This window comes from Streptomyces qinglanensis (genome assembly GCF_900111245.1).
GTDB classification, from domain to species: domain Bacteria; phylum Actinomycetota; class Actinomycetes; order Streptomycetales; family Streptomycetaceae; genus Streptomyces; species Streptomyces qinglanensis.
This window is the reverse complement of the sequence record NZ_FOGO01000010.1, coordinates 222,468-241,692: the sequence shown is the minus strand read 5'-3', so window position 1 is coordinate 241,692 and position 19,225 is coordinate 222,468. Positions and strand designations below refer to the sequence as shown.

Sequence of the window (19,225 nt, the reverse complement as noted above, 5' to 3'; positions counted from 1 at the left end):
GAGACTGCGTGTCAGCAAGGACGTCAATCCCTTGCGCGCAACTTGTTGACCGTGCAGTAACCCACGTGTGAGCCTGCCAACTATCCACCCTCACCGGGCAGTCCGTGACTGGAGGAGATGTCCGTGTCCACACGCGATCTCTATGTGCACGCAACCGACGCCCCTCTCTGGCAGGTCCCCGCCTCCGGCAGCGCCCGCTTCTCCTGGGAGTACGACGACGGCCGCGACCGCCTGCTCGCGCTGTACCAGAAGGGCAAGGACAAGCAGTGGGACGGGCAGCGGCGCATCGACTGGGACCTGGAGGTCGACCCGTACGACCCGCTGGGCACTCCTGACGAGGCCATGACGCTGCACGGCACGGCCTACTGGGACAAGATGAACGAGGCCGAGCGCGGCGAGCTGCGCCGGCACTACGCCTCCTGGCAGTTCAGCCAGTTCCTGCACGGCGAGCAGGGCGCCATGGTGTGCGCGGCGCGGATCGTGGAGTCGGTGCCCGACATGGACGCGAAGTTCTACTCCGCGACACAGACGATGGACGAGGCCCGGCACGCAGAGATCTACGGCCGCTTCCTCCACGAGAAGGTCGGCATGCTCTACCCGATCAACGACAATCTCCAGTCGCTCCTGGGCGACACCCTCCGCGACTCCCGCTGGGACATGCCGTACCTGGGCATGCAGGTGCTGATCGAGGGACTGGCGCTGGCCGCCTTCGGCATGATCCGGGACACCACCGACAAGCCGCTGCCCAAACAGATCCTCGCCTACGTCATGCAGGACGAGGCCCGCCACGTCGCCTTCGGACGGATGGCGCTGCGCGACTACTACAAGCAGCTCTCCGAGGCCGAGCTGCGGGAGCGCGAGGAATTCGTCATCGAGGGCTGCTATCTGATGCGCGACCGGCTCAAGGGTGCCGAGGTGCTGGAGAACTTCGGCATCCCGCGGGCCGAGGCGGAGACCTTCAGCGAGCAGTCGGAGTACCTGCAGCTCTTCCGCAAGCTGCTCTTCAGCCGCATCGTGCCCTGTGTGCGCGACATCGGCCTGTGGGGCGAACGCCTGCAGCGCGCCTACGTCGACATGGGCGTCTTCGAGATGGGCGACCAGAACCTCGACCTGCTGATGGCCCAGGACGAGGAGATCGCGGAGAAGCTGGACGCCGAGCGCTTCGCCGCGGAGGAAGCCGAACGGACGGCTGAGGTGGCCGAAGCCATCGAGGAAGGCAAGACTCAGGTGTAGCCCATCCGGCACTCCACGGCTCGCGGAGGCCGGCGCTCCTGAGGAGGACGGCCATGGCACGCGCTGTCGGAATCGACCTCGGCACCACGAACTCGGTGGTCAGCGTCCTGGAGGGCGGTGAACCCGTCGTCGTCGCCAATGCCGAGGGCGCCAGGACGACGCCGTCCGTGGTCGCGTTCGGCAAGGGCGGCGAGGTGCTCGTCGGTGAGGTGGCCAAGCGGCAGGCGGTCACCAACGTCGACCGTACGGTGCGCTCCGTGAAGCGCCACATGGGGGAGGCCGCCTGGCGCTTCCCGGAGTCCGGGAGCATCGACGGGGCGTCGTTCACGGCTCAGGAGATCTCCGCCCGGGTTCTGCAGAAGCTCAAGCGGGACGCGGAGAGCTATCTCGGCCAGGACGTCACCGACGCCGTCATCACCGTCCCCGCGTATTTCAACGACGCGCAGCGGCAGGCCACCAAGGAGGCCGGCGAGATCGCCGGACTGGAGGTGCTGCGCATCGTCAACGAACCGACCGCCGCGGCCCTCGCCTACGGTCTCGACAAGGAGGAGGAGCAGACAGTCCTCGTCTTCGACCTGGGCGGCGGGACGTTCGACGTGTCCCTGCTGGAGATCGGCGAAGGTGTCCTGGAGGTCAAGGCCACCGCGGGGGACACGCACCTGGGTGGCGACGACTGGGACCAGCGCGTGGTCGACCACCTGGTCGAGCGGTTCAGGAGCGCACACGGCGTCGACCTGTCCCAGGACAGGATGGCCGTGCAGCGCCTGCGCGAGGCCGCGGAGCGGGCGAAGATCGAGCTGTCCTCGGCCACCGAGACCACGATCAGCCTGCCCTACATCACCGCGACCTCCGAGGGGCCGCTGCACCTGGAGGAGCAGTTGACGCGGACCCGCTTCCAGCAGTTGACAGAGGACCTGCTGGAGCGCTGCAAGGTCCCCTTCCAGCAGGCGGTGGACGACGCCGGAGTCGACCTGTCCGACATCCACCACGTGATCCTGGTCGGCGGCTCCACCCGGATGCCCGCGGTGACGGACCTGGTCGAGAACCTCACGGGCCGGGAGCCGCACAAGGGCGTGAATCCGGACGAGGTGGTGGCGATCGGCGCCGGGCTCCAGGCCGGTGTGCTCAAGGGCGAGGTCAAGGACGTCCTGCTGCTGGACGTCACCCCGCTGTCCCTCGGTATCGAGACCAAGGGCGGCATCATGACCAAGCTGATCGAGCGGAACACCACCATCCCGACCAAGCGCTCGGAGACCTTCACCACCGCGGAGGACAACCAGTCCTCGGTGCAGATCCAGGTCTTCCAGGGGGAGCGGGAGATCGCCGCCTACAACAAGAGGCTGGGAGTGTTCGAGCTGACCGGCCTGCCCCCGGCGCCGCGCAACGTCCCGCAGATCGAGGTCACCTTCGACATCGACGCGAACGGGATCATGCACGTCTCCGCCCGGGACACCGGCACCGGCAAGGAGCAGAAGATGCAGGTCACCGGCGGCTCCGCACTGCCACGTGACGACATCGAGCGCATGGTGCACGAGGCGGAGCAGTACGCCGAGGAGGACGCGCGGCGCCGCGCGGCCGCCGAGACGCGCAACCAGGCCGAGCAACTCGTGCATCAGACGGAACGGCTGCTCGCCGACACCGGACCGGGCACCGTGCCGGCCGAGACCCGCTCCGAGGCGGAGGCGGCCCTCGCCGACCTCCGGGCGAGGCTGGCCGAGACGCCCGAGGACCCGGCCCGCGCCACCGAGCGCACCGCGACGCTGCGCGAGGCCGTCGACCGTACCGCCGCCGCGGCACAGCAGATCGGCACGGCGATGTACGCGCAGGCCCGGGAGGGCGGGTCGCCCGGCGGTGCGGAGGGGCAGCAGACGACCGGCGAGGGACCGGACCGGGGCGCCGCACCTGGGGACGAGGAGGTGGTGGACGCGGAGATCGTCGACGACGAGGAGGCCGGCGGCCCCGCCGGATCGGGGGGTCGCCGGGAGGGCGGCGGCACCGGAGGCGGCCCCGGAGGAGCCTGACCGGCCCTCCCGGCCGGAGGGTGCCAGGGGGTGCCAGGGGGCTGCTCACAGAGCGCCCGCAGAGCATCGGCAGGGTGTGGCGGGCGCTGACCGCGCCCGCCACAAGCGCCCGGGCGGGTGTCACCCCGCGCGGGAGAGGGACGGACCGGATCCGCCGGTCAGTCTCCGAACCATCCCGCTGCGTCCAGGCCGAACGCTGCAGGCCCCACCACTGTCTCCAGCGCGTCCTCCAGCTCCGTCAGACGCTCCTGCCCCAGCCGGTCGGCCCATCGGCCGCGCAGTTCCTCGAAGACCGCGCCGGAGAGCACCAGCGCGTCCTGGCCGCGCGGCGTGAGCCGGACCAGCTTGCGCCGGGCGTCTGCGGGGTCGGAGACCCGTTCCGCGTAGCCCAGCGCCGCCAGCCGGTCCACCGTCTTTCCCGCCGCCTGCTTGGAGACGCCGAGCCGTCGCCCCAGTTCGCTGGCCGTCACCCCGTCCCTCCCCACGGCCTGCATCGCGAAGCCGTGCACGGGACGCAGCTCAGGGTGCCCGTGGTCGGCCAGCTCGGCGTGCAACTGGTCGATCAGCGACCGGAATCCGGCGAACAGCAGCAACGGCAGCTCGAATCCCCACCGTTCCCGGTCAGCCATGACGGGGTCCGCACTCGACAGATTCGACAACCTGGTTTACTTTTTTTTCGACAACCACGTTGACCATTCTAGGAGGGGGCCGCCGTGCCCGAAACGACCTTCACGGACCTCACCCCGAAGTCCGCTCCCGTCGGCTCACGCCGCGCCATGGACGCCACCCGGCAGCGCCTCGGCTTCCTGCCCGCGGCCGTGGCGCGCCTTGCCGCCTCGCCGCACACCCTTGAAGCGTTCATGCGGATAAGTGCCGCCTTCGAGGCCACCAGCCTGGACCCGCAGGCGCGCGAAACGGTCGTCTTCACCGTGGCCACCCGCAACAGGTGCCACGTGTGCGTCGCCATGCACACCCGGAAGCTGCGCGCCCTGCGGGCGGACGAGGCGCTGATCGCAGCCCTGCGTGAGGCCCGCCCTCTCCCCGACGAACGCCTGGAGGCTGTGCGGGTGTTCACCCTGCGGGTGCTCGACCGGGCCGGGGACGTCGGGCAGGAAGCGCTCGACGCCTTCGCCGCACACGGCTACACGTCGGAGCAGGCGCTGGAGGTCGTCCTGGGGATCGGCGCGTACACCCTCTCCACCCTGGCCAACAGGCTCACCGGCGCCCCTGTGGACGCCGAACTGGAAGCCTGTGCCTGACAGGTGCCGGCCGCCTGCCGTCCGGCCGCCCGTCGTCCGGCCGGCCCGCTGTCCGGTCGGCCGTGGGCGTGGCCGGACGGCGGCGGATTCAGCCCGCCAGTCCCCGTACGGGCAGCATGCAGTGGGCGGCGGTGGACATCATCTCTTCGCTGACGAACTCCCGCAGAGCCTGCTCGCCGATCTCGACGCCCGGGCGCGCCTGAGGCCAGGGGGTGCTCGCGAGCATGAAGTAGACGAGTCCACGCTCCTGCGCCGCCGCGAGCCACTGGGGCGGTGCCACGTACTGCGCCGTGAGCTTCGGCATCCGCAGTACGGCCTGCCCGCCCTCGACGAGCAGGCTCACCGGGAAGTTCCGGTTCTCGGCGGCGTCCACGACCTCGCCCATCGGCAGTCCGACCTCCTGGGCGAGTTGCCGCATCGCACGGGAGGCCGCCCGCGGGCCGTCCGCGCCGTCGCCGAGCGAGTAGGCGAGCAGGAAGGCCATGTCCCGCCCGTCCTCGTACTCGCCCGCCCAGCCGATCACGGTCAGGGTGCCGAACTGCTGCTGCTGGATGCCGCCCGGGGCGGCATGAGGGGAGGTCATGGACCGGCACCCTAGTGGTGAACGCGGACCCCGAGGGCACCCGAATCACCCGCAATGACCACCCTCCGGCCCGTGAGTACGCCACCGGGGGCAGGGTCGCTCGCCTGTACGTCATCAGTGCACTGACGGCGGTACCCCGGCCGTGCCTCGGCCGGGTTGGAGCCCGACGGAAACGGTCGACTACTGTATGGAGTTGCACGGTGACACTTTGTTGTTCCGTCTTCCGTACGACTCGTACTCGGTGGTGACACATGCTGAACTCCCGACCTGCCCGCCACAGGGCCCCCTCTCAACGCGTCCTCCTGCGTGCCGGACTCCTCGCGACGGTCCTCGGGGCCGCCGCGCTCGGTTCGGGTGGCCAGGCGGCAATGGCGGCGGAACACGGCGGCACGGCCGAGAAGAGCGGCGTCGCCGAGGATCTCGACGCGGCGGGCAAGGGCGGCGCCGTCGCCGCCCGATCCGCTGCCGAGGGGCTCGCGGCGCCGGCCAGGGAGACGGTGCGCGGCACCGGAATCGCCCTCGCCAGGACCCTGGAGACGGTCACCGGCCTCCAGCTCGACCCGCTGGCCAACACCGGCACGGACCCCCTGGACAACGCCGTGGGCACCCAGGTCGCCGACTTCCGTGCGGTGAGCACCGCCGCACTCACCGGTCCCCTCGCCCGTGGTGCCTCCCTGGGCGAACTCCCGCTCGTCGGCCCCGTCGCCAACGGTGTGATCGACGCGCTGCCGCGCTGAGCGCGGCGCCGGGACGCCGCGCAGCGGCGGCACGCACATGAAGAAGCCACCGGCTGGATGCCGGTGGCTTCTTCATGTGCGGAACTTCTCCGTGCGGATCCGCCGGACGCGAACCGCGGTCGGGCCGATGGCCCGGTGGCTCAGCGGTTGCCTTCGCCGTTCCCGGACAGGACCGGGATGTCGTCCAGGATGTGCGACAGCGAGTCGTCGCCCTTGGCCTGGGTCGAGTTGTCCGAGCACTGCTGGTTCTGCGGGTTGTGCAGGACGTTGATGTCCTGGACGGCCACGTTGATCAGGCCCACCAGGGAGCCGACGTTGACCTTCGCCGGCACGCCGACGCAGAGCTTGTTCAGGGTGCCCTGGACGGCCTGGAACTGCGGGCTGCCGTTGCCGTAGGTGGCGGCGTTGCCGAAGCTCTGGTCGGCGCCGTTCCCGTTCACCGAGGTGGTGCCGGTGTCGTTGCCGACGGCCAGCGCCTGCGGGGCGGCCAGCGCGGAGACGCCGACGAGCGAAACGGCCACCGTAGCGGTGGACAGAGCCTTCTTCATCATGGGTTTTACCGTTCCTCTTCGAAGAGTGCGGAAGTCTGGGACGTCGGGTTCAACTGTCTTCCGCTTCATGAGTTGTTCTTTTTCACCTGAATGGTGAATCCCCGGAATCCCCCGTGACGGGGAAAACCGTTCGCCCGGCGGTACCGGTCACCCGAGTAGCGGCAGACCGCCCAGCAAATTCTGGTCGCTGGTCAGCTCCCCGTTCTTCGTCGTCTCCTCGACGGTGTTCACGAGGGCGTCCACCTGGGGGCCTTTGATGCCGACCGGAGGATAGGTGAGAAGCTCACCGCTCGCGAGAGCCTTGTCCAGAGCGCCGTTGAGGCTGAAATTCGGGCCCACCGGAGGCGCGTCGGCGGAGGCGGGCGTCGCGGCGCCCAGCGCCAGCACCGAACCCGCGACGGCGGTGGCGGTCTTGGTGTACTTCATGGAGTGGTTCTTCTCCCGGTACGTTTTCGGCTTTCCGGCGGAGCTCCGACAACGGGACCGCCGGAGAGAAAACCTGTGCCTGCGAGCGGTGCGTACCGACTCACAGAAAGCCGCAGACAGAATCGCGGAACAGCCCTGTGGACTGTTCCGCGATTCCTTCGCGTCGCCTTCGCCCCGCCGTTGCCGAGGTGCCGGACGCGTGCGGACACGGTCCGCTCAGACGCGACGGCTCGTCGAGCGGCGGTAGAGCACCGTGCCGCCCAGCAGCGCGGCGGCACCGAGGGCCCCGACGGTCCAGGCGCTCTCCGAGCCGGTCTCCGCCAGCGCCTCGGGCGCCTCGTTGCTCTGCGGTGTCACCGGGGTCTCGGCGGCGGCTTCCTGCACCGGGGCCGCGGGCATCTCCGGCTGCTCAGGAGCGCGCTCCTCGACGGGCTCCTCGGCCGGCTCCTCCGCCGGCTTCTCGGCCGGCTTCTCCGCGGGCTTGTCCGGGGTGCGTCCCTCGGGGCGCTCCGGCGGTTCCTCCTCGGTCTGCCGCGGCGGCTCCGGCCGCGGCGGGTGGTGCGGGGTCACCGACTCGTGGTGTCCGTTGGCGCAGCTGTTTCCGAACGAGGGGTTCAGCACGCCGACGATGTCCACGGTGTTGCCGCAGACGCTGGCCGGAATGTGCACTGGGGCCTGCACCGCATTCCCGGACAGCACTCCGGGGGAGTCGGCGGCGCCACCGCCGGCTCCCGCGTCGGCCTGTGCGTACCCGGCGGCTCCGGCGAGCACCCCCGTCGTCGCGGCAGCGGTCAGGAGGCCCTTGCTCAAGACCTTTCGCATGGTCTCTTCCTGCTCTCATTCTGGTGCGGAAGGCGCGGACGGTGCGGAAGACCCGCAGTCTCCGTCCGCGTCTCAGGAGACCGGACGGCTCCGGCGCGCGGGCTCACGCCCCACGCACCGGAGCCGGTCCGAACTGGTTCCCGCTCACGAGGGCGGGGAGTGTCAGTCGGCGACGCAGGTGTTGCCGAACGCCGGGTTGAGCAGCCCGATGACGTCGATGGTGTTGCCGCAGACCTGGACCGGAATGTGGACCGGGACCTGGACGACGTTGCCGGAGATGACACCGGGCGAGTTCGCCGCGCCGCCCTGGGCGCCGGAGTCGGCGAGGGCCGGAGCGGCGGCGGTGCCCAGGGCCATCAGCGTGCCGGCGGCGACGGTCGCGACCTTCGTGTACTTCACGTGGGAGTCCTTTCTTAAGCGGGATTCGTTGGACCACGGATTTCGTATGTCCACGAGTGCTGGCTCATCGCCCGCAACTCCGCTGCTGCCATTCGTAACGATGCCGCGTTCCGTACGACACGAGTTATGCCGAATTCCGGCTCTTATCCCTCGGACGGCCTAATTGTGCGACCGGCCCGGTCGGACGTGTTTCCGGGCGCTGCCCGCTGCCGGGACGCCGATTCCCGTTGCGGGCCCGGCCGTTGAGCCCCCCATTGCCCCTACAGGGGTGCACATCCCGGTTGTTGGCCCGCAGCGCGCGTCTCCCGGCCTGCCGGGAGGGGCCTGTGGTTCCGGTCCGCTCAGGGGTTCGCCAGCTCGGCGACAAGCTGAAAAAGGGCCGGAAGGGCCGGAAGGGCCGGAAGAGATGGAAGAGATGGAAGAGATGGAAACAGCGCAAGGCCCGAGGCGCACTGCGCCCCGGGCCTGTTGCCCGCGTTCCGCTCCGGTCGCGGTCGGAACCGCCTCAGCGGTTGCCGGCACCGTTTCCGGAGAGGAGGGGAATGTCGTTCAGGACGTGCGAGAGCGGCTCGTCACCCTTGGCCTGGGTGGAGTTCTCGACGCACTGCTGGTTCTGCGGGTTCGACAGGACGTTGAGGTCCTGGACGGCGACGTTCACCAGACCCACGAGCGAGCCGACGTTGCCCTTCAGCGGCAGGCCGATGCAGGGCTTGTTCAGCGACCCCTGGATCAGCGCGAACTGGGGGCTCCAGTTCCCGTAGGTGGCCGAGTTGCCGTACATCTGGGACGCGCCGTTGCCGTTCACGGTCGTGGTGCCGTGGTCGTTGCCGACGGCCATGGCCTGCGGAGCGGCGACACCGACGACGGCGGTGGCGGCGGCGGCCGTGGCCAACGCGTTCTTGATCATTGATAGTCCAATCCTGATGTGGAGCTCAGACGCGGAGCGCACTGGACAACTCGCCTGCTCGGGGTTGGTTGCGCAGGTTCACCCGGACGACGACTCTCTGACCTGCGCAGATCCGATTCTCGTTTCATCTGTCCGGCCGGTTTCTCTCGCTTGCCGACCCGGCCGTCGTCGGTCGCCTGTCCGCCCGCACTGCCGTTGCCGCCTCTCTGCCCGCCCTGCCGGGCCCGCCTGTTCGCCCGCCCTGCCGGTCCCGCCTGTTCGCCCGGCCCGGTGCGCAGGGACGGTCCGGTCATGCCGTCGGCCGATCGGTGGACGGGGTCCTCCCGGCCGTGCCCCCGCCGGTACCGCCGCGTTCACCAGTCCGCGGCGCCAAGGCGGGGCCGTGAACAACCCTGTGGAGGAACGCACATGAAGACCCCGAAGAAGGCCGCCCTGGTTCTCACCTGCGCCGGGATGGCAGTGGGTGCCGCCTCCGGCTCCGCCTTCGCGGACGCGGGTGCCACCGGCGCCGCGACCGGTTCGCCCGGTGTGGCATCGGGCAACGTCATTCAGGTGCCCGTCTCCGTCCCGGTGCAGGTCGTGGGCAACACCATCAACGTCGTCGGCGTGCTGAACCCCGCTTTCGGGAACCTCGGCGTCAGCCGCTGACCCTCGACGGCACCCCCACCGCCCGCTGCCGCCGATCCGCGGTCTGCCGTACCGCGGTGGGACCCGCCACCGGTCCCCGGCCCGGGAGGCCACTGATCCCGGTCGGGGCCGCGCCGGAAACCGACCGGTCCGGCCTTCCGGTTCGCGCTCCGGGCCGACCCGGCCCAGGTCCGCCCGCCCCTCGGCTCCCGGTCCGCCCTGCTCCGGCCCCCGCGGCCCCGCCCGGTGCGGGGCCGCACATGCCTTCCCTCCCGTCCCCGGTTCCCGGTCCGAGGTCCGCCCGATCGGGCCATCTGCCGCTGCCGTCCCGGCTCGCGAACGGTATGCCTGGAGTGACGCAGGAGGGACGTACCCGACCACGGCTCCGCAGCGCGGCGGCGGGTGGGTCCCGGAAGGGAGCGCCGCCGTGAGCGGGACCGTTGTGGTCGGTGTCGACGGTTCTCCGTCGAGCTTGGAAGCCGTCGACGTCGCCGCCCGCGAGGCGAAGCTCCGCGGCGGCGCGCTGCACGTGGTGCACGCGTTCGTCTGGCCGACGATGAAGGTCCCCCTCGGACCGTCCACCATGGGCCCGCCCGAGGGCGGACTGCGCAACCTCGCCCACCGCACGGCGGAGGAAGCCGCCGCCCGCGCGAAGAGCTCACAGCCCACCGTCGAGGTCAGCCATGCGGTCATCGCGGGTGAGCCGCTCTCCGTCCTCGCCACCGAGTCGCGCGGCGCCGCACTCGTCGTCGTCGGGGACCGCGGCCTCGGCGGCTTCACCGGGCTGCTGGTCGGCTCCGTCGCCGTCTACCTCACCGCGCACGCCGAGTGCCCCGTGCTGGTCACCCGCGGCCGGAAGCACCCCGCCGGGCCGGTGGTGCTCGGAGTGGACGGCTCCGAAGTGGGCGACGCGGCCGTCGGCTGGGCCTTCAAGGAGGCGTCCCTGCGCGGTGCCGAACTCGTCGCACTGCACAACTGGAACGCCTGGACCGGACCCGTCGCGGCGGGACCGAGCATCCAGGTGCCCACCTACTACGACGTGGACCTCTACCGCGCCGAGGAGGAGCGCGTGCTGGCGACCGCGATCAGCGCCCGGCGCGAGGAGTACCCGGATGTCCGGGTGACGCCGCGGCTCGTCCAGGAGTACACCCGGCAGGCGCTGATCGCAGCCAGCGAGGAGGCACAACTGCTGGTCGTCGGCGCGCGCGGCCGGGGCGGCTTCACCGGGCTGCTGCTCGGGTCGGTCAGCCAGGCGGTGCTCCACCACGCGTACTGCCCGGTGGCGGTCGTCAGAGCGGATCGCGAACACCGGCACGGGACGAGCCACCGTCACCACAGGGGGACGGGGCAGACGGGGCAGGCAGGACAGGCGGGACAGGCAGGGCAGACGGGGTAGACGGGGTAGACGGGGCAGACGGGGCAGTGAACGGTCCGGAGCAGCGCAGCGGCATGCCGTGGCCTCGTGGCGCCAGGGGTGCTGACTGAAACGTCCCGCGGTCGACGACCTGCCTGATCCGGGGCGGTGTGCTCACTCTGCGGCCACCTGTGCGCTGTGGTCGCAGTCGCAGGATCTACGCGGCCAGACGCCTGTCATGTCCCCGAAAGTGCAGCGGAGCACCGAGGAGCGGAGCACCGAAGAGCAGAGCACGGAAGAGCGGGGCCCGTCGAACGATACCGGCCACGGTGGCCGTGCCAGGTCGGCCGTCCAAGGTCGAATTCCGCCCGTTCCGCTGAGCCGTCGTGGCTGTTGAGGCATTCTGCCGGAACGTGGACCGGGAGGTCCGGACCTCGGTGTCCGTCTCCTCCCGGCCCTCGGAACCACGACCGCCCTTCGGACCCGCACCAGGAGCTCCGCCATGTGTGCCTGCTGTCGTCCGCCCATGCGGCGGCTGCCCCACCGCCTCCGGATCGCCGTCGCCATTGTCCTGGCCGCGCTCTTCGTCGCCGGAACCACCGCGGGCTGCGCCGGAGGGCACCTCCCCGGAACGGACGGTTCCGGACCCGCCGGCCGTGACGCCCGCGGTGGTGACGGCCGGACCGGGGCACCCTCGCATCAGCCCGCCCCGGTGACCGCCGTACAGGCCCGCCGGATCCTCGACCACTACGAGCGCGTAGCGACCCGAGCGGACCGGAACCGGGATGCTGCGCTGCTGGCCCATGTCGCCGCGGGAAACGCGCTGGAGCGAGCGACGGCCGGCTACGAGCAGTACGACGCGCTGCCGCGCACCGAACGTGCCGCGTTCGCCCGCCCGACCAGCTTCCGCAAGCCCGAGTTCCACATTCCCGCCGGAGCCCGCTGGTTCATGGTGACGGCCACCCGTACCTCCCCCCAGCCGCAGCACACCGTGCTGGTCTTCGCCCGGAACGGGAAGGCCGAGCGGCCGGAAGCCACCGGGGGAGAGGCGGCCGACGGCGCCGCGGTGGCCGCTTGGCGGCTGCACGCCGCCCTGCCCCTCCAGGCCGGGCGGCTGCCCCGGATCGCCACAGGCCGCTCCGGCCTCGCGGCCGAGGCCGGCATCTCCACCAGGAGCGGCACCCTGCGCCCGCACGATGTCCCCGAGACGTACGAGGACCTGTGGCGCACCGGCGGTACCGGCGAGGCAGCGGCACTCGCACCCAACGCCGTGACCGAGGAAGCACGCAGCACCTATCGCCACCGCAACGACGAGCTGGGTCCGGAGCGGGCCCGAAGACGCTTCGTACCGGCACGGCCCAGCCACAGCGAGAGTTACGCACTGCGTACTGCCGGAGGGGGAGTGCTTGCGGTCGTGCCCCTCGCACACGAACAGCGGCTGCGCGTCACCGGACCCGGGTACCAGATCACCCCCTCCGACGAGGAAGCGGTCTACGACGCGACGCCACGCGACTCCGTGGTCAGCACCTTCCACGGCCAAGCGCTCGCCCACCTGCCGCAGCAGGGACGTCCGGCGGTGCTCTCGGCGAAGTACGCGCTGGTGGATTCACGATGACGTCGGCTACCGGAGCACATCGTGGGCATGGACACGCGAACGAAGGCGGTCGGACCACCTCCGCGCGGAACCGTCGATCCCCCTGCGGAACCGTCGACCCAGCCGGCGTGAGGGCGCCTCGTGGCGCAGGGGCGTCGCCGAGGCCGGCCGCTCCCGGGAGCGCCCGGTGCACCCCTCACGCCCAGGACGGGACACGGCCCGGCGAATCCACCGGCAAGCCGAGCGAGGCGACGGGCAGGCCGAGCGGGGCGACGGGCAGGTCGAGCGGGGCGACGGGCAGGTCGAGCGGGGCGACGGGCAGGCCGAGGGGGGCGACGCCGCTCAGCACACGCGGTGCAACCAGCCGTGCGCGTCACCGGCACGGCCGTACTGGATGTCCAGCACATGCTCCCGCAACTGGAGTGTCTTCCTGCCCGGCGTTCCCTCGCCCACGGTGAGCGCGTAGCTGCCGCCTCCGGAGTCCTCGCCCTTGAAACCGGTGATCGGAGTGACCACGGCAGCCGTGCCCGCAGCGAACGCCTCGACGAACGTGCCGTCCGCGATCCCGGCGCGCAGTTCGCCGACCCCGACGGAGCGTTCCACCGCAGTCAGCCCGTGCTGGTCCGCCAGCGCCATCAGACTGTCGCGGGTGACGCCTTCCAGGATGGTGCCCAGCTCCGGAGTGACGAGACGGCCGTCCGAGGTGACCAGGAAGAGGTTCATGGTGCCGGACTCCTCCAGGTTCCCCTTTCCGGCACTGTCGAGATACAGCACCTGGTCGCAGCCGTGCTCCGCGGCCTCCCGCTGCGCCACCAGGCTCCCGGCGTAGTTTCCGCCGCACTTGGCGGCACCCGTACCGCCCTCCGCCGCACGGCTGTACGTCGTGCTCACCCACAGAGTGACCCCGGTGACCCCCGAAGCGAAGTACGGCCCCGCGGGCGACGCGATCACCGCGTACTCGACCCGGGCGGCGGGCCGCACCCCCAAGAACGCCTCCGAGGCGAACATGAACGGCCGCAGATACAGGCTCTCCTCACCCGCCGGCGCCGGAACCCACGGCTCGTCCGTGCGCACCAGCGCGGTGACACCGGCGACGAAGTCCTCCTCGGGCAGCACCGGCAGCGCCAGCCGCCGCGCGGACCGAGCGAACCGCCGCGCGTTCGCGTCCGGCCGGAAGAGCCACACGCTGCCGTCGCCGTGCCGGTACGCCTTCAGCCCCTCGAAGATCTCCTGCGCGTAGTGCAGGACGGCCGCACTCGGATGGAGCCGGAACGGCTCCAGCGGCCCGACCCTGTGCCCCGTCCAGCCGTCGTCCGCGGTCCAGGTCGCCGAGGTCATGTGATCGGTGAAGTACCGCCCGAACCCCGGCGCCGCCAGGATCGAGGCGCGCGCGTCCTCACCCACGGGCCGCTCACTGCGCACCACTGCGAACTCCGCACTCACCCTCGGCTCCTCCCGCCTCCCGCCACGACCGGCACCGGGCATCGTAAGTCGCCCGACCCGTCCCGGACGCGGCTTGCCTGCGGCCCGGCGCGGCGCTCCTCGTACGCGGCGCGGCGCTCCTAGTACGCGCCGCGGCGCCCCTCGGGTGCGGACCGTGCTCCTCCCATGCGTCCCTGACGGGCGCGCACGGACACCACCAGTCAGCCGGCCACCCGACGGCCCTCAGGCCGCGGCACCGGCGCCGCCCCTCGCCCGAGCTCCTCCGGGAGAGCCGAAAAAAATTCGTCGAGGGACGTCGAGGGATGTCGAGAACCCGGGACCGGCTCCGTCCCCGGGGTGAATACGAGAACAACCCGGAACGGGCCGAACACGCGGAACAGGCTGTGAACACCGAGCAGACTGTGAATGCGGAACAAGCTGTGAACACTCGGCAGAAGCCCGACAGACTGTGAACGCGGCGACAAGGGCCGCGCCCGCATCGAGGAGGACCACGATGGCCAAGTACCTGCTGCTCAAGCACTACCGCGGCGCCCCCGCCGCAGTGAACGACGTCCCCATGGACCAGTGGACGCCGGAGGAGATCTCGGCGCACGTGAAGTACATGCAGGACTTCGCGGCGCGGCTGGAGCAGACCGGCGAGTTCGTCGACGGCCAGGCACTCGCTCCCGAAGGGACGTTCGTCCGGTACGACGGAGAGGGCCGCCCGCCGGTCACCGACGGTCCGTTCGCCGAGACCAAGGACCTCATCGCCGGATGGATGGCGATCGACGTCGACAGCTACGAGCGTGCCGTCGAACTCGCCGGGGAACTGTCGGCCGCACCGGGCGCCGGCGGGAAGCCGATCCACGAATGGCTGGAGCTGCGCCCCTTCCTGACCGAGCCGCCCACCGTCACGGAGTGACCCGACAGATGGACGAACTCCTGCTCCGGCGCCTCACGCCGAGCGTGCTCAGCATCCTCGTCCGCCGCGGGGCCGACTTCGCGGCGGCCGAGGATGCCGTGCAGGAAGCACTCATCGAGGCGCTCCGCGGCTGGCCCGCCACCTCCGCACAGGGCTCTCCCGGCAGCGGGTCCCCTGTGCGGGACCCGAAGGGCTGGCTGGTCACCGTGGCCTGGCGCAAGTTCCTCGACGCCACCCGAGCGGACAGCGCACGCCGCAGACGCGAAGACCTCGTCGAGGAGCAGCCGGCCCCCGGCCCCGCCGGCTCCGTGGACGACACACTCCAACTCTACTTCCTGTGCGCCCACCCGTCGCTGACACCGTCGTCCGCGGTCGCGCTCACCCTGCGCGCCGTCGGCGGGCTGACCACCCGCCAGATCGCCCACGCGTACCTGGTGCCCGAAGCGACCATGGCGCAACGCATCAGCCGGGCCAAGCGCACCGTCTCCGGAGTACGCTTCGACCAGCCCGGCGACCTCGCCACCGTGCTGCGCGTCCTGTACCTCGTCTTCAACGAGGGCTACAGCGGTGACATCGACCTCGTCGCCGAGGCCATCCGGCTCACCCGGCAACTCGCGACCGCCGTCGACCACCCCGAGGTGGCGGGACTGCTCGCCCTCATGCTGCTCCACCATGCCCGGCGCGCCGCCAGGACCGCGCCCGACGGCAGCCTGGTCCCACTCGCCGAGCAGGACCGCGGCCGGTGGGACACCGGGGCGATCACCGAGGGCATCGCGATCCTCCAGGCCGCCCTCGCCCGCGACCGACTCGGCGAGTACCAGGCCCAGGCCGCCGTCGCGGCGCTCCACGCGGACGCACCCACCGCCGAGGAGACCGACTGGGTGCAGATCCTCGAGTGGTACGACGAGCTCACGCGCTTCACCGACAGCCCGATCGTCCGCCTCAACCGCGCGGTCGCCGTCGGCGAGGCCGACGGCCCGCGTGCCGGACTGGCCGCCCTCGCCGCTCTGGACGACTCCCTGCCCCGCCACACCGCGGTGGCCGCCCACCTCCACGAGCGAGCCGGCGACCGGGCGACAGCGGCGCGCCTGTACGCCGAAGCGGCCCGCAAGGCACCCAACCTCGCCGAACGCGGCCACCTGACCCGCCAGGCCGCCCGCCTCAACATCTCGTCTCCGTGACGGTTTCGGCGTCGGCTGCTGCCGACAGTCCGATCCGGCCGTGCCGCCGCGCCCCGGTCCGAACGCGGAGCCACCCACGTCCGTGCTGAGCTGTCGGTTCGGTGAGAGTTCCGCCCTGTCCGGCGCGGAGTCGCACGGTGAAGTTGCGACGTGCGTCACCGCGGAGCCACAGGTGACCGGCCGGGACGGACTCCAGCCACAGATCTGGGATCCGACCTTCAAACAACCTGTCGCTGATACGCGCAGTGAGGTACTTTTCACCTTCTGTGTGGCGCAGCAGCACTCAAAGGGCCCTGGGCCGGTGGGGAGTTGGCAGATGGGTACGTGCAAGAAGTGTGGTGCGACCGGCCTCGACGACGGCATGACCTTGTGCGATTCATGCTTGCGGGAGATCGGTTCCGCCATGCAGGAACTGGAGCGCCAAGGCGTCGATCTTCACGACCCCGACGACCCCGCGAATCCGTTCGCGCCTCCGCCGTCATGACCACCTCTTCCCGGATGTCCCGTCTCCGGGTGGCCTGGCGATTTCGTCGGGCCCCCATCGTTGTCGGGTCCCCTCGTCGCCGGGGAACACCTCCCCCTCGGGTCGTAGCCCCGCGCGGCCTGCCGACGGTTGCAGAGGGGGCCTGACCAGGCTCAACGCCCCTCACCGTGGTGGTCGCTTGACACGGGTCGGGTGGCGTGGAAACTGGGTAATAGACCAGAAAACCGGAGAATCCCACCGTCGGTGGAGACGTCTATCGGCAGGAGATTCCCGCAGGATCTGGCGAGGCCCCCGAAGCCCCTCGTTACCGGAGCCTCGGCGACGACCGAGGTTGATGGCAACGATGAGGACTCCGGGGACTGTTTTGTGTCACGAGAGGGCCTGGGTGGGGTCTGGTCTGCCCCCGGCCCGCCTCTGACGCCGCCGCGGCCTGACCACCTCAGCGGACTGCTGTCGACTCGGGCCGTCACGAACCGCGTATACGACGACAAACGCCCTGTGATCATCAGCATGAGTCACAGGGCGTTTCAGTACTTCGTTCAAAGTACCCCCGGCAGGATTCGAACCTGCGCACACGGCTCCGGAGGCCGTTGCTCTATCCCCTGAGCTACGGGGGCGTGGCCGTCTGGGCGGCGACAGGTAGAACACTACCAGGTCACTGCGGGTGGGACGGAACGCGTTGTGCGGGTGGGTGGGAGCAGGGGTGGAAATGGGCAAATCCCGGACGCGGGTGGAGGGGCGCGCCTACGCTTCTGGATGTGCCAGGTATGTCCGGCCGGGTGCTTGTTGTGGACGACAGCAGCGTCATCCGGCAGTTGATCAGGGTCAACCTCGAGCTGGAGGGCTTCGAGGTGGTGACCGCAGTCGACGGTGCCGAGTGCCTGGACGTGGTGCATCGCGTGCGGCCTGATGTCGTGACGCTCGATGCGGTGATGCCGCGTCTGGACGGGGTCCGTACTGCGGAGCGGCTGCGCGCCGATCCGCGTACGAGGCACCTGCCGCTCGCGCTCGTGAGCGCGTGCACCGAGTTGGAGGGCGGGGGTGTGGTCGGCGGTGAGAGAGGCGTGGACGCGTTCCTCGGGAAGCCCTTCGAGCCCGCGGATCTCGTGCAGATGGTGCACCGGCTGACGTTCGGGAGACCCGGAGGGGCCGGGGCGGAGGGGGGCGGTTCCGCGGGGAGAGTGTCCGGCGGGGCTCCCCATGCTTTCGGCGGTGCCGACGAGGTCTCCGAAGTTTCCGAGACCGTCGAGCCCTGAAAGCCCTGAAAGCCCTGAGATTCCTGAGAGTGCGGGGAGGTCGGGGTGGCTGCCGGACTCGGTGCGCGGCTGCCGCTGGCCGTGCCGTGCCGGATCGGTGGCCCCCGTCCCGGTGCCGGACGTGCGTCCCTGCGGTGACGCCGATGCCCGTGCCGGACTCCGGTTCCGCCGCGGCGCCGGAGTGCGCTGGGGACGCGAGGGCGCCCGGCGGAGCCCGCTGCCGAGGCCCCGCGCCCCCGTGTCCCGCACTCCGCGCTCCCCTGGTCCTGATGCCGTGCGTCGCCGGGTCGGCGCAGCGCGTGAGCGCGGCGCCTGCGGGGGCCGCGGAGACGTCCCAGCTACCGAAACCGGTTCGCGCGGACCCACCCCGCCTCCCATACGCTTGCTCTGTGACCCCCGCCCAGCTCTCCCGCACCATCCGGCACGTGCTGCCTCATGTGCTGCCCGATGGTGAGGCCGCCCGTTTCACCGGGGACGGGCCCTCGGGGAGTGCGGCGGCTCGCATCGGCGGCGTGCGTGTCGTGGTGGAGTCCCCGCCCCGGCGGGGCCCGGGTGACTACGCGACCGGGGTCGCCTTCCAGATCGCGGCAGCGTGCGGCCGCCCCGCGCAGGAGCTCGCGCAGCAGCTATGTGCGCGGCTCGAGGGGGATGTGGACGCGGTCGGCGGTGCCGAGGTCGTCGGCGGAGGGTTCGTGAACGTCACCCTGACGAACGAGGCCCGGGTCGCACTGCTGCGTACGCTGACGGAGAGCGGGTCGGCTGGGGCCGCAGCCCCGACTCGGACCGCGGAACCGCCCCGGACCGCAGCCCCGACTCGGACCGCGGAACCGACGCTGGTCGCCGAACCGTTCCGGACCGCAGCCCCACCCCGGACCGCGGACCAGCGGGCACCGTCCGACGCTGGGGCACCGCCCACCGCACCGACCGACTACGCGACACCGCCCACCGCATCCCCCGACAGCGAGGCGCCCCCCACCGCGCCGACCGACGTCCCCGCCCGCGACATTCCGCGCTGGGCCGCGGTCACCGGTGAGGATCCGGCGGTGCTCGCCGTGCGTACCGAGCGTGCGAGTTCGCTCTTCCGGGTGCAGTACGCGCACGCCCGGGTCTGCTCGCTGCTGCGCAACGGGCGCCGGCTCGGGCTGCGCCCGGACGCGGAGGGCGCGGTGCCGCTCGACGCCGCGGGTGCCCGGCTGCTGGCGCTGCTCGCGGACCGGGCGCGGATCACGGCGGCCGGGCCGTTGGCGCGGCATCTGGACGCCGTCGCCCAGGCGTTCGCCGCCTTCCATGACGTGTGTCCGCCGCTGCCCCGCGGTGAGGAGAAACCCGGGGCCGCGCACCGCGGCCGGCTGGCCCTCGCCGAGGCCACCGGAGCGGTGCTGGCAGGCGGCCTGTCCCAGCTCGGCGTCAGCGCACCCGCGCATCTGTAGACATTTCGCAATCCAGG

General features: G+C 71.3%; 19 protein-coding genes and 1 tRNA gene. 11 read left to right on the top strand and 9 right to left on the bottom strand.

Annotated features, from left to right (window positions below; translation table 11 throughout):
- Positions 1 to 123: 123 nt before the first annotated feature.
- Together BMX65_RS21485 and dnaK are read left to right on the top strand one after the other, a co-directional pair.
- Positions 124 to 1,233 carry a ferritin-like domain-containing protein gene (locus tag BMX65_RS21485; protein ID WP_075001980.1) on the top strand — a complete coding sequence of 370 codons (1,110 nt, stop codon included), beginning with the start codon at positions 124 to 126 and terminating at the stop codon, positions 1,231 to 1,233.
- Positions 1,234 to 1,286: 53 nt separating this feature from the next.
- Entirely contained in the window at positions 1,287 to 3,254 is a 1,968-nt protein-coding gene (gene dnaK / locus BMX65_RS21480) for a molecular chaperone DnaK (protein ID WP_075001979.1), read from the top strand.
- 158 nt (positions 3,255 to 3,412) lie between these two features.
- Here dnaK and BMX65_RS21475 read toward each other — a convergent pair whose 3' ends face one another.
- A complete protein-coding gene (locus BMX65_RS21475) occupies positions 3,413 to 3,883 on the bottom strand; it encodes a MarR family winged helix-turn-helix transcriptional regulator (RefSeq protein WP_075001978.1) in 471 nt (156 codons plus the stop codon).
- A gap of 84 nt (positions 3,884 to 3,967) precedes the next feature.
- On the opposite strand from BMX65_RS21475, the gene BMX65_RS21470 reads away from it, so the two are divergent.
- Positions 3,968 to 4,513 carry a carboxymuconolactone decarboxylase family protein gene (locus BMX65_RS21470; RefSeq protein ID WP_075001977.1) on the top strand — a complete coding sequence of 182 codons (546 nt, stop codon included), beginning with the start codon at positions 3,968 to 3,970 and terminating at the stop codon, positions 4,511 to 4,513.
- Between the two features lie 88 nt (positions 4,514 to 4,601).
- Here BMX65_RS21470 and BMX65_RS21465 read toward each other — a convergent pair whose 3' ends face one another.
- Entirely contained in the window at positions 4,602 to 5,096 is a 495-nt protein-coding gene (locus tag BMX65_RS21465; protein ID WP_075001976.1) for a DUF5949 family protein, read from the bottom strand.
- 368 nt (positions 5,097 to 5,464) lie between these two features.
- On the opposite strand from BMX65_RS21465, the gene BMX65_RS21460 reads away from it, so the two are divergent.
- The gene (locus tag BMX65_RS21460) at positions 5,465 to 5,833 is read left to right on the top strand and encodes a hypothetical protein (protein WP_338068949.1); all 369 of its coding nucleotides are present in this window, start codon (positions 5,465 to 5,467) and stop codon (positions 5,831 to 5,833) included.
- A gap of 140 nt (positions 5,834 to 5,973) precedes the next feature.
- Here BMX65_RS21460 and BMX65_RS21455 read toward each other — a convergent pair whose 3' ends face one another.
- From BMX65_RS21455 to BMX65_RS21435, 5 genes are all read right to left on the bottom strand, one after another.
- Positions 5,974 to 6,384: a rodlin gene (locus tag BMX65_RS21455; RefSeq protein WP_075001974.1), complete on the bottom strand. Its 411-nt coding sequence runs from the start codon at positions 6,382 to 6,384 to the stop codon at positions 5,974 to 5,976.
- Positions 6,385 to 6,531: 147 nt separating this feature from the next.
- On the bottom strand, positions 6,532 to 6,810 hold the full coding sequence (locus tag BMX65_RS21450) for a hypothetical protein (protein ID WP_075001973.1): 279 nt from the start codon (positions 6,808 to 6,810) through the stop codon (positions 6,532 to 6,534).
- 216 nt (positions 6,811 to 7,026) lie between these two features.
- Complete coding sequence (locus BMX65_RS21445; protein ID WP_107437546.1) at positions 7,027 to 7,632, bottom strand: chaplin; 606 nt, start codon at positions 7,630 to 7,632, stop codon at positions 7,027 to 7,029.
- Positions 7,633 to 7,794: 162 nt separating this feature from the next.
- Positions 7,795 to 8,031, bottom strand: coding sequence for a chaplin (locus tag BMX65_RS21440; RefSeq protein WP_075001972.1), 237 nt, complete (start codon positions 8,029 to 8,031; stop codon positions 7,795 to 7,797).
- Positions 8,032 to 8,536: 505 nt separating this feature from the next.
- Positions 8,537 to 8,938, bottom strand: a complete 402-nt coding sequence (locus BMX65_RS21435) for a rodlin (RefSeq protein ID WP_019354584.1) — start codon at positions 8,936 to 8,938, stop codon at positions 8,537 to 8,539.
- A gap of 408 nt (positions 8,939 to 9,346) precedes the next feature.
- Here BMX65_RS21435 and BMX65_RS21430 point away from each other — a divergent pair, with 408 nt between their 5' ends.
- The 3 genes from BMX65_RS21430 to BMX65_RS21420 all read left to right on the top strand — a co-directional run bounded on the left by BMX65_RS21430 (position 9,347) and on the right by BMX65_RS21420 (position 12,534).
- Positions 9,347 to 9,586 carry a chaplin gene (locus BMX65_RS21430; RefSeq protein WP_075001971.1) on the top strand — a complete coding sequence of 80 codons (240 nt, stop codon included), beginning with the start codon at positions 9,347 to 9,349 and terminating at the stop codon, positions 9,584 to 9,586.
- A gap of 406 nt (positions 9,587 to 9,992) precedes the next feature.
- Positions 9,993 to 10,961 carry a universal stress protein gene (locus BMX65_RS21425; RefSeq protein ID WP_075001970.1) on the top strand — a complete coding sequence of 323 codons (969 nt, stop codon included), beginning with the start codon at positions 9,993 to 9,995 and terminating at the stop codon, positions 10,959 to 10,961.
- 484 nt (positions 10,962 to 11,445) lie between these two features.
- Positions 11,446 to 12,534 carry a DUF8094 domain-containing protein gene (locus tag BMX65_RS21420; RefSeq protein WP_075001969.1) on the top strand — a complete coding sequence of 363 codons (1,089 nt, stop codon included), beginning with the start codon at positions 11,446 to 11,448 and terminating at the stop codon, positions 12,532 to 12,534.
- A 321-nt stretch (positions 12,535 to 12,855) separates the two neighbouring features.
- Here the strand turns inward: BMX65_RS21420 and BMX65_RS21415 are convergent, their stop codons facing one another.
- Complete coding sequence (locus BMX65_RS21415; RefSeq protein WP_075001968.1) at positions 12,856 to 13,956, bottom strand: branched-chain amino acid aminotransferase; 1,101 nt, start codon at positions 13,954 to 13,956, stop codon at positions 12,856 to 12,858.
- A gap of 493 nt (positions 13,957 to 14,449) precedes the next feature.
- Here BMX65_RS21415 and BMX65_RS21410 point away from each other — a divergent pair, with 493 nt between their 5' ends.
- Both BMX65_RS21410 and BMX65_RS21405 read left to right on the top strand, forming a co-directional pair.
- Positions 14,450 to 14,857, top strand: a complete 408-nt coding sequence (locus tag BMX65_RS21410; RefSeq protein ID WP_075001967.1) for a YciI family protein — start codon at positions 14,450 to 14,452, stop codon at positions 14,855 to 14,857.
- Positions 14,858 to 14,865: 8 nt separating this feature from the next.
- Entirely contained in the window at positions 14,866 to 16,038 is a 1,173-nt protein-coding gene (locus tag BMX65_RS21405) for an RNA polymerase sigma factor (RefSeq protein ID WP_075001966.1), read from the top strand.
- A 1,029-nt stretch (positions 16,039 to 17,067) separates the two neighbouring features.
- Here the strand turns inward: BMX65_RS21405 and BMX65_RS21400 are convergent.
- Positions 17,068 to 17,139: transfer RNA gene (locus BMX65_RS21400), tRNA-Arg, on the bottom strand.
- A gap of 150 nt (positions 17,140 to 17,289) precedes the next feature.
- On the opposite strand from BMX65_RS21400, the gene BMX65_RS21395 reads away from it, so the two are divergent.
- Positions 17,290 to 17,778, top strand: coding sequence for a response regulator (locus BMX65_RS21395; protein WP_075001965.1), 489 nt, complete (start codon positions 17,290 to 17,292; stop codon positions 17,776 to 17,778).
- Between the two features lie 389 nt (positions 17,779 to 18,167).
- Positions 18,168 to 19,208 (top strand): DALR anticodon-binding domain-containing protein, encoded by a 1,041-nt coding sequence (locus tag BMX65_RS21390; protein WP_075001964.1) that lies wholly within the window; start codon positions 18,168 to 18,170, stop codon positions 19,206 to 19,208.
- Positions 19,209 to 19,225: the final 17 nt, after the last annotated feature.